Source organism: Geobacillus sp. FSL W8-0026, assembly GCF_037966255.1.
Classification (GTDB): domain Bacteria; phylum Bacillota; class Bacilli; order Bacillales; family Anoxybacillaceae; genus Geobacillus; species Geobacillus icigianus.
In genome coordinates this window covers 171,873-185,155 of the sequence record NZ_CP150194.1, presented here as the reverse complement: position 1 = coordinate 185,155, position 13,283 = coordinate 171,873, and the positions used below count along the sequence as shown (strand labels likewise).

Below are 13,283 nucleotides of genomic sequence, written 5' to 3'. Positions count from 1 at the left end.
TTTTTGTCCGGTTCCCGACTTTTTTGTCAAGTACCCGACTTTTTTGTCATTCAACACAACATGTACAATTACAAAAAAGTCGTTTAATTTTGAGGTTCAAAATATGCATAACACCATCCGGAAATTCGAATGGTGTTAAAAATATAGTTGTTTAATTTTCATAGAGAACGACTAAGGCTTTCATAAAACAATAACAAAAAAGTTGTTTAAAACTTAAAAACGACTTTTATTTATTCCAAATGTAACAATCCCAAAAATCATATCCCTCATAATTTATATTAATCCTAGCTAAGATGCTTTTATATACAATTAACTTAATTTTTTTGTTAAAATTACTTAGTTTCTAAATCGCCTTATAAGAACCCTAAGACAGCCAAAATATCTTTAAAGATATATTTTGGGGATCAACTGCAACCTATTCCCCATGCGATTAATTTGTAGAACCAACAGGTATTTTGATTCTTTTATAATTTTGTTCACCATTTATTTCAACATGTATTGTTAATTCATATATGCCGCTTCTCGGAAATTTAAGCTTTAAATCATAATAATCTTTCTTATTTTCCATCATATTGATATAAGAAAAATTGTATTCTTTTTGTTCAAATTGGAGTATAACTTCTCCATTTTCGATATTTCTATTCTCTTTATTTAACAATCTCACCATAAAATTCACATCCTTTTTAGGAACAATTTCCTTAGGATCTGTTTGTATTTCTAAAGCATACAGTCTTTCTTTATCTAAATTTGGTTTACCTAATACTTCAGTATAAGATTTCAATAATGTCTGTTTTTGGTAAGTTATTTTATAGCGAATATTCCAAATCCCCTCTTTAGGTATTTTTGTTTCTAAAAAATACTTATTGTTATGCTTTTTAAGCTTTAAATCACTTAATTCAAAATTCCCATCCGACATCTTCATATCCATATTTATTTTTACATCCTGAAATTTCTTAGGAATAGTTATTTCAGTTTTGAACTTTTTATCTCTGTAAACGTTTTTTATTGAAACATCTTTACTAGAGATATGCTGTTGATTTATTTCTGAAAAATTACTATTATTACATCCACCTAATAAAAGTAAAGCTATCAAAAGTAAATATTTCAACATATAGGATTACCTCCAATTATTTTACTACCTAATATATAGTACTTTTAAAACAATTCCTTTGTTCACTATCGATATTGTAGAATGCAAAAGTAAGTTTTCAATTTCTTTTATAGAATATTTACTTGAATACTTCTCAATTAATAAAGCAGCCACCCCAGATACAACAGCACAAGATAAAGAAGTGCCCGAATCAACTCTAAAAGAGTCATTATCATTTTGTTTTTTTCCTGGACGATAGGATGTATCTGCCTCTGCTGAAACTATATTAGTACCGACCGTTAGTATATCTGGCTTAAGATATCCATTATGTGTTCTCTTTATTACGGAATAAGGGGCCATAATATAGTCGTGAATATTTTTTACATCATTTTTATTATCCCCTATAAATTCCAATGCCCCTACTGTAATAACATCTGGGAAAAAAGCAGGGTAACTTTCCTCCTTACTTCCAAACTGGCTATTCTTATTACCAACAGAAGTAACAACGATAATCCCAAGTTTTTTTGCCTTGGAAATTAAACCTTTTAGTTTCTCTTTATACGGAGATTGTTTTCCTAATATTATATTAAAGGAGATATTCATTATTTTTATATTATAATTATCTCTATTTTGAATTACCCATTCGATTCCCTGAATAATCCTTTGTGGAGGAGCTTCTCCAAATTGATCTAATACTTTTACAGAAACAATCTTAGATTCTGGTGCAATTCCAATGTGTTTTTTACTTGCTTCTCCAGAACCAGCAATGATATTAGTAATAAAGGTTCCGTGTCCATTATCGTCATAAGGCTGATTATAGTAATTTACAAAATCTTTAAATGCTACTATCTTGTTATTTGGTTTAATTAATTGCTTATGAGGATAGACGCCTGTATCTAAAATCGCAATCGTAATACCTTTTCCAGTATACCCTTGCTTATGAAATTTTTTAGCGCCTATTAAGGTTGAAATATCTTCGAGAAACACAGAAAAGGTCCATGGGCAGCGCGATCTGCCCTCCACCCGGGGATGAAAATGCGCGCCAGTTCGGCATTTTCACAGAAATGTTATTATCTTTTGCATCATTTCCACTATTTCTAATTTCAATATTTAATAGTATTTTATTATCGGTTCTTAATACAATACACAATAATAATATAAATGTGAAATAGTAAACCCTTTTTGTAACCAACATTACTACCATTCCCAACAATATTAAAGATAAGAAAACTCATGATGTTACAAAATTAGTTCAAAAAATTAAATTTATGCATAAAAATATATAAAGATTGGATATAGGCCTACAAAAACCCTTACCTAATATAACCGCTAAATAAAACTGAACAGAATTCGATTGATTAAATTGAAGGTTTTTCTACCAGTTAGAAACGTGCACTTTACATGGAGTAGCGTACATGATAGCCTCGTTTCATGCGGCTGATTCTTGTGGTTGCCCGATTTTTAGGAAATATCTTGTACGCAGAGTCTCCATGTCAAGTGATAGGGGTTACACTAAACTTTCCAGAAGAGTGTTCACTCCTCTTTAGCGAAAACTGTTCAATCTTGCTCGTCGGTTGCACCTAAAACTATTGGCTTACTCGATAAAAGAGCGATTATCTAGAAATCTCAGAAAAAACCACAAATATCCTCAGAATATACAAACCACCAGAGAATTCAAACTAGTTTCCTTAAAAAGTCAATAGACTTTTAAAGAGAAAAATTTCAACAGAGATTTTAAGCTTTCCGTTATATACGGTGTGTCCGGAAATAAAAGCTGATCAATATATTAAAAGAGTGTCTTTAAGAAAGATTGGTATTATGTCAAGAAAATAGACACAATGAATTAAGGAATGTTGCAAACTCTTACTACTGCACTTAGTTTGGTGGCCTTTTGAGAAGGAGAACAACAGAACCCTCCTTCCCTTCTCAAAAGGAATGCTTCCCTTAGTTGTCGTTAGGAAGAGGGGGCTCTTATTCGGATATTGGCTTTGCCGGTGCCATTTCTCATCCTCCATCGAAGCTCGGTATTCATTCGCGGAGTGAATGCGTTCCGTGCTATAAAAGCATTCAATGTATTCAAAAATCCGATATCTTGCTGCCTCTCTCGTAGCAAACGTTTCATGAAAAATCAGTTCCTTTTTGACGAGACTGTGAAACGATTCCGCACAGGCATTGTCATAACAGTTGCCTTTTCGGCTCATGCTCGTCTGGATCTCGTAGGCTCTCAACGTCAATTGATATTCCTTCGGGGCATATTCACTGTCCCGATCTGAATGGTGAATCAAGCCAGGAGACGGCTTTCTCTGTCGAATGGCTCGTTCTAGTGCCTAAATCACTAGTTCTTTTATCATGCGCTGTGAAAGGGTCCAACCGACGATTTTGCATGAAAACAAGTCCATGATCGTGACTAAGTACAGCCATCCTTCTCTTGTCTAAATGTAGGTGATGTCGGCGACCTCATACCTGATTCGGTTCGTTGATTTGAAACTGCTGATCTAACACGTTCAGAAACACCGACCATGAATGTTTGAAATTCGTGGTGGCTTTGTATTTTTTCTTCGCTTTCAAACGAAGATTCTCTTCCTTTATGATACGGACTGCCGTATGTTTCTCTGAATTGCTGGTGAATCTGACGGATTTATTTCGTCAACGCTTCCCGTGGTTGCTTTTGGACTCTTTCCGGGCATTTCGATGGGTATGAACAAACCCATAAATGATTTCCGGTTTTTGGCGAAGATGCGCATCGCCTTTTTAGGATAGTGTTTTCCTCCTCTAGGTCACGAATCCGTTTTTGAAGCTCCCGTTTTTCCTGATCTTCAGGTTTAAGATTTCCACTGCTAACAAAGCTACGTTCCGCATCTTTTTTATAATCCGCCACCTATTTATTTGTTGTTTTAGTTTAAATATCCATTTACCTCACAGTCTGGGCGACGTTTCTGCCTTCCTCGATGACTAATTTTACGGCTTGTAATTTGAATTCTCTATCAAAATTTCTAGTTATGATAGATACTCTCTATGACTGATAGTTTTAACTATATACGTCTCTATTTCTCTTGTCTATAATCTAGACTAACATTAGATGGCTCATATATGCATGTTCCCCGATAGAACCGGAATTTATAGTAGTACTCCCCCTCTAGATTACGTCTAGTGTTAAATATATATTTTCCAATATAGAGGTTTTCATATCTGCCTTACGTTTTGCAACAAGTTTCAAAATTATACTATTTAAACATGTACTAGACTTTTTGTAGACTCATATATTTTGCGATTTAACACCTACAAAAAATATCCATCATTAAAATATTATTAACTCTTCTTTTTCCGTGAAAATGCAGGCCTGACGCGGATTTTCATCCCCGGGTGGAGGACAGATCGCGCTGTCCATGGACCTTTTCCGTGAAAATGCAGGCCTGACGCGGATTTTCATCCCCGGGTGGAGGACAGATCGCGCTGTCCATGGACCTTTTCCGTGAAAATCCCCACCACTGGGTGAGTGCTGTATACGCTCCTGATCCGTGCGGGTATACTGAAAATGGCCAAAGAAGGCAATAGGAAAGCAGAGGTGCCCGATTTTCGGACATCTCGTATGATCTGGCTGCCTGTTGGCTATACTAGATAAGTTGTGGTTGGCGGAACGACTCTTTGCGGGAGATCATGCAAAAGATGATCACCAACATTCGTCGAGCCGTGGCGATGAGGGCTTTTTTCTTCCCGCATCGGGCCGCCAACGACCAAAATTTTCGGGACAAGGGATGTGTCTTGGATCGAGCTGCTGACCATGCCGCCTCGCATAACGCTGATCGAAGATGGGGATTGCCTTTAGTCGTACGCGTGCTCTTTCGCTTTCCGGCGCTTTCATGGTTGCCGGGGGACAACCCCGTCCATGAAGCCACCCGTTCCGGCGTTTCAAAGACGCTCATGTCGGTTCCCATCTCGGCGATGATGACGGCGGCGGTTTGTTTTTTGATTCCAGGCATGGTCATCAGTAAGTCCACTTCCTCCCGATACGGCTCGAGCAGGCGGTCGATGTGCTGGTCGACTTCTTCGATTAACTGCTCCAATTCCTCCACGTGTTTCCACAAGAGGCGAAGGAGACGGAGCTCGTGTTCGGTCAAGGTGCCCAGCAGCGAATCATACACCGCCTGCTTTTTCGTTTTGAGCCTGCCGCGCAGGCATTGATCCAGCTCGTCCTTGTCCACGTATCCCTTCTCGAGCAGCCGGGCAAGGATGTTTCGTCCGGAAACGCCGAAGAGATCCGAGAGGACGGAGCCCAGTTTGACATTGGAAGACTCCAGCACTTTTTGAATCCGGTTTTTCTCTGAACTCAACTGTCCGACCCACTTTTTGCGGAGGCGGGTAAAATCCCGCAATTCGCGAATATCCGCTGGGGGGACGAAACTTTTTTCAATGAGTCCATGGCGGAGCAGCTTGGCGATCCACTCGGCGTCAGAGACATCGGTTTTTCTTCCCGGGACATTTTTGATCCGCTGCGGATTGGCCAGTGTCAAGTCGACATAGCCCTCGAGGAAGGCAAAGACCGGTTTCCAATACACGCCGGTGGATTCCATGGCGACATGGGTAACGCCATGTTCTTCGAGCCACTCAAGCAGGTCGCCAAGTCCTTTCGAGAACGTGGAGAAGGTTTGAATGTCCTTTTGAATGTGTCCATCTTCTTCCCATAGCGCGCAGGCGACGATGGTTTCGGCATGAACATCCAATCCTGCGCAGCGAGGATAGATGACATCCATGATGAAAATCCTCCTTTTCGATGATCGAGTGCGCAAACAGCGAATCCACGGGAGAAATGCGGCAGTTTTCCGTTCGTCGTCACCTTTCCTCTATCACAGGAAAGGGCGGACAATGGGTGGTGCACCCAGTGGATTCAAACACTTTTCCGTACAGGGTCTAAGCCACCATTAAGCATAACGTCCTGTTGAACTGTTTGCGCCTATTCTTCATTATGGGAAGAAAAGGGGGATTTTCATCCCTGGGTGGAGGGCAAAACGTTGCCCATGGATCTTTTCCGTGAAAATGCAGGCCTGACGCGGATTTTCATCCCCGGGTGGAGGACAGATCGCGCTGTCCATGGACCTTTTCCGTGAAAATGCAGGCCTGACGCGGATTTTCATCCCCGGGTGGAGGACAGATCGCGCTGTCCATGGACCTTTTCCGTGAAAATCCCCACCACTGGGTGAGTGCTGTATACGCTCCTGATCCGTGCGGGTATACTGAAAATGGCCAAAGAAGGCAATAGGAAAGCAGAGGTGCCCGATTTTCGGACATCTCGTATGATCTGGCTGCCTGTTGGCTATACTAGATAAGTTGTGGTTGGCGGAACGACTCTTTGCGGGAGATCATGCAAAAGATGATCACCAACATTCGTCGAGCCGTGGCGATGAGGGCTTTTTTCTTCCCGCATCGGGCCGCCAACGACCAAAATTTTCGGGACAAGGGATGTGTCTTGGATCGAGCTGCTGACCATGCCGCCTCGCATAACGCTGATCGAAGATGGGGATTGCCTTTAGTCGTACGCGTGCTCTTTCGCTTTCCGGCGCTTTCATGGTTGCCGGGGGACAACCCCGTCCATGAAGCCACCCGTTCCGGCGTTTCAAAGACGCTCATGTCGGTTCCCATCTCGGCGATGATGACGGCGGCGGTTTGTTTTTTGATTCCAGGCATGGTCATCAGTAAGTCCACTTCCTCCCGATACGGCTCGAGCAGGCGGTCGATGTGCTGGTCGACTTCTTCGATTAACTGCTCCAATTCCTCCACGTGTTTCCACAAGAGGCGAAGGAGACGGAGCTCGTGTTCGGTCAAGGTGCCCAGCAGCGAATCATACACCGCCTGCTTTTTCGTTTTGAGCCTGCCGCGCAGGCATTGATCCAGCTCGTCCTTGTCCACGTATCCCTTCTCGAGCAGCCGGGCAAGGATGTTTCGTCCGGAAACGCCGAAGAGATCCGAGAGGACGGAGCCCAGTTTGACATTGGAAGACTCCAGCACTTTTTGAATCCGGTTTTTCTCTGAACTCAACTGTCCGACCCACTTTTTGCGGAGGCGGGTAAAATCCCGCAATTCGCGAATATCCGCTGGGGGGACGAAACTTTTTTCAATGAGTCCATGGCGGAGCAGCTTGGCGATCCACTCGGCGTCAGAGACATCGGTTTTTCTTCCCGGGACATTTTTGATCCGCTGCGGATTGGCCAGTGTCAAGTCGACATAGCCCTCGAGGAAGGCAAAGACCGGTTTCCAATACACGCCGGTGGATTCCATGGCGACATGGGTAACGCCATGTTCTTCGAGCCACTCAAGCAGGTCGCCAAGTCCTTTCGAGAACGTGGAGAAGGTTTGAATGTCCTTTTGAATGTGTCCATCTTCTTCCCATAGCGCGCAGGCGACGATGGTTTCGGCATGAACATCCAATCCTGCGCAGCGAGGATAGATGACATCCATGATGAAAATCCTCCTTTTCGATGATCGAGTGCGCAAACAGCGAATCCACGGGAGAAATGCGGCAGTTTTCCGTTCGTCGTCACCTTTCCTCTATCACAGGAAAGGGCGGACAATGGGTGGTGCACCCAGTGGATTCAAACACTTTTCCGTACAGGGTCTAAGCCACCATTAAGCATAACGTCCTGTTGAACTGTTTGCGCCTATTCTTCATTATGGGAAGAAAAGGGGGATTTTCATCCCTGGGTGGAGGGCAAAACGTTGCCCATGGATCTTTTCCGTGAAAATGCAGGCCTGACGCGGATTTTCATCCCCGGGTGGAGGACAGATCGCGCTGTCCATGGACCTTTTCCGTGAAAATGCAGGCCTGACGCGGATTTTCATCCCCGGGTGGAGGACAGATCGCGCTGTCCATGGACCTTTTCCGTGAAAATCCCCACCACTGGGTGAGTGCTGTATACGCTCCTGATCCGTGCGGGTATACTGAAAATGGCCAAAGAAGGCAATAGGAAAGCAGAGGTGCCCGATTTTCGGACATCTCGTATGATCTGGCTGCCTGTTGGCTATACTAGATAAGTTGTGGTTGGCGGAACGACTCTTTGCGGGAGATCATGCAAAAGATGATCACCAACATTCGTCGAGCCGTGGCGATGAGGGCTTTTTTCTTCCCGCATCGGGCCGCCAACGACCAAAATTTTCGGGACAAGGGATGTGTCTTGGATCGAGCTGCTGACCATGCCGCCTCGCATAACGCTGATCGAAGATGGGGATTGCCTTTAGTCGTACGCGTGCTCTTTCGCTTTCCGGCGCTTTCATGGTTGCCGGGGGACAACCCCGTCCATGAAGCCACCCGTTCCGGCGTTTCAAAGACGCTCATGTCGGTTCCCATCTCGGCGATGATGACGGCGGCGGTTTGTTTTTTGATTCCAGGCATGGTCATCAGTAAGTCCACTTCCTCCCGATACGGCTCGAGCAGGCGGTCGATGTGCTGGTCGACTTCTTCGATTAACTGCTCCAATTCCTCCACGTGTTTCCACAAGAGGCGAAGGAGACGGAGCTCGTGTTCGGTCAAGGTGCCCAGCAGCGAATCATACACCGCCTGCTTTTTCGTTTTGAGCCTGCCGCGCAGGCATTGATCCAGCTCGTCCTTGTCCACGTATCCCTTCTCGAGCAGCCGGGCAAGGATGTTTCGTCCGGAAACGCCGAAGAGATCCGAGAGGACGGAGCCCAGTTTGACATTGGAAGACTCCAGCACTTTTTGAATCCGGTTTTTCTCTGAACTCAACTGTCCGACCCACTTTTTGCGGAGGCGGGTAAAATCCCGCAATTCGCGAATATCCGCTGGGGGGACGAAACTTTTTTCAATGAGTCCATGGCGGAGCAGCTTGGCGATCCACTCGGCGTCAGAGACATCGGTTTTTCTTCCCGGGACATTTTTGATCCGCTGCGGATTGGCCAGTGTCAAGTCGACATAGCCCTCGAGGAAGGCAAAGACCGGTTTCCAATACACGCCGGTGGATTCCATGGCGACATGGGTAACGCCATGTTCTTCGAGCCACTCAAGCAGGTCGCCAAGTCCTTTCGAGAACGTGGAGAAGGTTTGAATGTCCTTTTGAATGTGTCCATCTTCTTCCCATAGCGCGCAGGCGACGATGGTTTCGGCATGAACATCCAATCCTGCGCAGCGAGGATAGATGACATCCATGATGAAAATCCTCCTTTTCGATGATCGAGTGCGCAAACAGCGAATCCACGGGAGAAATGCGGCAGTTTTCCGTTCGTCGTCACCTTTCCTCTATCACAGGAAAGGGCGGACAATGGGTGGTGCACCCAGTGGATTCAAACACTTTTCCGTACAGGGTCTAAGCCACCATTAAGCATAACGTCCTGTTGAACTGTTTGCGCCTATTCTTCATTATGGGAAGAAAAGGGGGATTTTCATCCCTGGGTGGAGGGCAAAACGTTGCCCATGGATCTTTTCCGTGAAAATCCCCACCACTGGGTGAGTGCTGTATACGCTCCTGATCCGTGCGGGTATACTGAAAATGGCCAAAGAAGGCAATAGGAAAGCAGAGGTGCCCGATTTTCGGACATCTCGTATGATCTGGCTGCCTGTTGGCTATACTAGATAAGTTGTGGTTGGCGGAACGACTCTTTGCGGGAGATCATGCAAAAGATGATCACCAACATTCGTCGAGCCGTGGCGATGAGGGCTTTTTTCTTCCCGCATCGGGCCGCCAACGACCAAAATTTTCGGGACAAGGGATGTGTCTTGGATCGAGCTGCTGACCATGCCGCCTCGCATAACGCTGATCGAAGATGGGGATTGCCTTTAGTCGTACGCGTGCTCTTTCGCTTTCCGGCGCTTTCATGGTTGCCGGGGGACAACCCCGTCCATGAAGCCACCCGTTCCGGCGTTTCAAAGACGCTCATGTCGGTTCCCATCTCGGCGATGATGACGGCGGCGGTTTGTTTTTTGATTCCAGGCATGGTCATCAGTAAGTCCACTTCCTCCCGATACGGCTCGAGCAGGCGGTCGATGTGCTGGTCGACTTCTTCGATTAACTGCTCCAATTCCTCCACGTGTTTCCACAAGAGGCGAAGGAGACGGAGCTCGTGTTCGGTCAAGGTGCCCAGCAGCGAATCATACACCGCCTGCTTTTTCGTTTTGAGCCTGCCGCGCAGGCATTGATCCAGCTCGTCCTTGTCCACGTATCCCTTCTCGAGCAGCCGGGCAAGGATGTTTCGTCCGGAAACGCCGAAGAGATCCGAGAGGACGGAGCCCAGTTTGACATTGGAAGACTCCAGCACTTTTTGAATCCGGTTTTTCTCTGAACTCAACTGTCCGACCCACTTTTTGCGGAGGCGGGTAAAATCCCGCAATTCGCGAATATCCGCTGGGGGGACGAAACTTTTTTCAATGAGTCCATGGCGGAGCAGCTTGGCGATCCACTCGGCGTCAGAGACATCGGTTTTTCTTCCCGGGACATTTTTGATCCGCTGCGGATTGGCCAGTGTCAAGTCGACATAGCCCTCGAGGAAGGCAAAGACCGGTTTCCAATACACGCCGGTGGATTCCATGGCGACATGGGTAACGCCATGTTCTTCGAGCCACTCAAGCAGGTCGCCAAGTCCTTTCGAGAACGTGGAGAAGGTTTGAATGTCCTTTTGAATGTGTCCATCTTCTTCCCATAGCGCGCAGGCGACGATGGTTTCGGCATGAACATCCAATCCTGCGCAGCGAGGATAGATGACATCCATGATGAAAATCCTCCTTTTCGATGATCGAGTGCGCAAACAGCGAATCCACGGGAGAAATGCGGCAGTTTTCCGTTCGTCGTCACCTTTCCTCTATCACAGGAAAGGGCGGACAATGGGTGGTGCACCCAGTGGATTCAAACACTTTTCCGTACAGGGTCTAAGCCACCATTAAGCATAACGTCCTGTTGAACTGTTTGCGCCTATTCTTCATTATGGGAAGAAAAGGGGGATTTTCATCCCTGGGTGGAGGGCAAAACGTTGCCCATGGATCTTTTCCTTATAAATAAAATAGACGCTTATAAGCGTCTATGAGTTCTTTTAATTAATGAGTGTGAAGACTTTCCGAATGATCTCTAAACCATGAACAGTTATAATGCCCATCGCTCTTTTTCTTAGCGTTACAGTAAACATTTTGTCCCGCATTGTCTCCCAGCATGTTTGCAGCAGACTGAATAGACTCTATGTAGCAGACCAGATTCTTTTTCCAATAGAAAAATACTATTGGATTCGAAGCGTAAGCAGCACCCCGAGCAATGGCCACTGAACAATCTGATCCATTCGCAGGGAAATATTGGGAGTCACTTATAGAATCGTCTGCTTTATTACAGTTCACTATATTATTATTAGCTATTATCTTCATTTTCCCCAACTTAGATCCTACATAACTTCCAATTGGTTTAGTTGAATAATAAGTGGTAGAAGCTTGAGCAGTTTCTTCTACAGTAGTATTCCCCTCAATCATTTGTTCGGCTCCCTCATAAAATGCATCACCGGAAACGTTTAATTCCAAATCAATTTGTTGATCGCCTTGTTTTATGTCTACCGGCTGGCTATAAATAACTGAGCCATCTTTACTTATTGTCACTAGGTACTCCCCCTCAGGAATACCATTTAAATCGAAATTTCCATTGGCATCGGTTTTAGTACTGATATTTCCGAAAGACACAAATACATCTGGTAAATTCGCTTTTAAAGTGGTAGCAGTACCCTCTTGAGTAAACAGAGAGTCCGAACCAGAGTCTTGTATTTCATTAATAGCACTTTCTATTGCTTCGGCTTTAACTACATCCCCCTCTTGCTTTGCTTCTTCTAAAGCTGGTTCTAACTCTGGGTTTACTGCACCTTCTATACTTTCGGAAAACCAATCTTTAACCTCGGTAGATTGAGATTGGTTAAATGTGATTATAGTTGAAATATTACCATGTACACTACCTCCATTTACTTCCTCGGCATTGACTTGTTTAATACTAAACGTTATGATTAGACTTAATGAAATTGCAATGATAATAAACGTACCAAATAGTTTTCTCACTTTTTCACCTTCTCCTTCAACTATTAAAAACAACAATTATATTATAAATAGATTCAATTTCCAAAATAAATAAATATTTACAATTATTTTTCTACACCGCTTAAACAATCATCCTATGCCGCTCTTCAGTCTGAATCTATATAATAATCCATAATTTTATATACCTAGCTTTTATTAGGTTTTGTCTTTGAAAAACTATTTATTACTGTAGAGTGAATATTTATTTGAGCAAGCTAACTCATATATTAAGAGCAAACTTCAGCAACAACTTTCTTTTTAAATCTTATCTTTAGCAACAAATATTCCCTTATATAAAATTAAATCCATGTTATACTAGTGAAACTATCTAACTTCGATTGATTTAGTGGTTACAAGTTTATTGTTTCTAAAAAGCTTAATTATATACTTACCTCTATCAAGGGAGGAAGTATCTAATTTGATTTCAAATCCCGAAAAACCAACATATTCCTCTCTCACATCCTGAAATACAGTTTTATTAGTCTTGCGAGATACCAAAATCAGCTTTGATGGTACATTGGAAGATTTCTCAACCATGTTTGCATAATGCACAGAGATTACCACAATTTTTCCCCATTTGATATGATCCTGAGGATTAATGATTGTTTGTGTCTCGTTATTTGTCTCATATCCAACTTGAATTTGATCATTATCAATCGAAAAATCTCTTTGAAACCTATACAATACAGACAAAGAAAACACTAACAAAAATAATATGAGAATAAGTAGTCCTAACCTATGTTTTTTAATAATCCCCACATTTCTCCCCCCCATCAATTCTTTGATAAAACAATGTTGTTGAGATCCAAACAATAATTTATCATATATCAAATTTTAACTCAATATACAATTTTAGTGATAATTACCATAGCGAATTTCAAGCACAATTTATATATAATTAACCCGTGGTGCTAGATAAAATCGAGTAAGCATAAAAATAGCCCTTGCCTGCGGATCTCCTGTAGAATGAAAGTGCGACCAAACATTCGAAAGGAGAATCCCCATGCAAGAGCACTTTCATTTTACAACAGACAAAGCGAAAATTCAAAAACAATATGCAGCCATGTTCTTTTTTGTTTCTGCCCAGCTGTCACACATTCAATGCTATCTTCAACGCCGCAATCGTCATTTGGCGAAACAAGAAGGTATCCA

8 protein-coding genes and 1 pseudogene are annotated in these 13,283 nt (G+C 43.5%); 1 reads left to right on the top strand and 8 read right to left on the bottom strand.

What is annotated here, in order from left to right:
* Positions 1 to 430: 430 nt before the first annotated feature.
* The 8 genes from NST29_RS01000 to NST29_RS00965 all read right to left on the bottom strand — a co-directional run bounded on the left by NST29_RS01000 (position 431) and on the right by NST29_RS00965 (position 12,890).
* Entirely contained in the window at positions 431 to 1,111 is a 681-nt protein-coding gene (locus NST29_RS01000) for a hypothetical protein (RefSeq protein ID WP_324699530.1), read from the bottom strand.
* Positions 1,112 to 1,135: 24 nt separating this feature from the next.
* A complete protein-coding gene (locus tag NST29_RS00995; RefSeq protein ID WP_324699532.1) occupies positions 1,136 to 2,077 on the bottom strand; it encodes a S8 family serine peptidase in 942 nt (313 codons plus the stop codon).
* A 2,627-nt stretch (positions 2,078 to 4,704) separates the two neighbouring features.
* Complete coding sequence (locus NST29_RS00990; protein WP_033842531.1) at positions 4,705 to 5,841, bottom strand: IS110 family transposase; 1,137 nt, start codon at positions 5,839 to 5,841, stop codon at positions 4,705 to 4,707.
* A 565-nt stretch (positions 5,842 to 6,406) separates the two neighbouring features.
* A complete protein-coding gene (locus NST29_RS00985) occupies positions 6,407 to 7,543 on the bottom strand; it encodes an IS110 family transposase (RefSeq protein WP_033842531.1) in 1,137 nt (378 codons plus the stop codon).
* 565 nt (positions 7,544 to 8,108) lie between these two features.
* Positions 8,109 to 9,245: an IS110 family transposase gene (locus NST29_RS00980; RefSeq protein WP_033842531.1), complete on the bottom strand. Its 1,137-nt coding sequence runs from the start codon at positions 9,243 to 9,245 to the stop codon at positions 8,109 to 8,111.
* 419 nt (positions 9,246 to 9,664) lie between these two features.
* Entirely contained in the window at positions 9,665 to 10,801 is a 1,137-nt protein-coding gene (locus NST29_RS00975; protein ID WP_033842531.1) for an IS110 family transposase, read from the bottom strand.
* A 322-nt stretch (positions 10,802 to 11,123) separates the two neighbouring features.
* The gene (locus NST29_RS00970; protein ID WP_339232587.1) at positions 11,124 to 12,113 is read right to left on the bottom strand and encodes a hypothetical protein; all 990 of its coding nucleotides are present in this window, start codon (positions 12,111 to 12,113) and stop codon (positions 11,124 to 11,126) included.
* A 342-nt stretch (positions 12,114 to 12,455) separates the two neighbouring features.
* Positions 12,456 to 12,890 (bottom strand): hypothetical protein, encoded by a 435-nt coding sequence (locus tag NST29_RS00965; protein WP_339232586.1) that lies wholly within the window; start codon positions 12,888 to 12,890, stop codon positions 12,456 to 12,458.
* 244 nt (positions 12,891 to 13,134) lie between these two features.
* Here NST29_RS00965 and NST29_RS00960 point away from each other — a divergent pair.
* Positions 13,135 to 13,275 (top strand): annotated as a pseudogene (locus tag NST29_RS00960) (IS982 family transposase); the annotation flags it as partial.
* Positions 13,276 to 13,283: the final 8 nt, after the last annotated feature.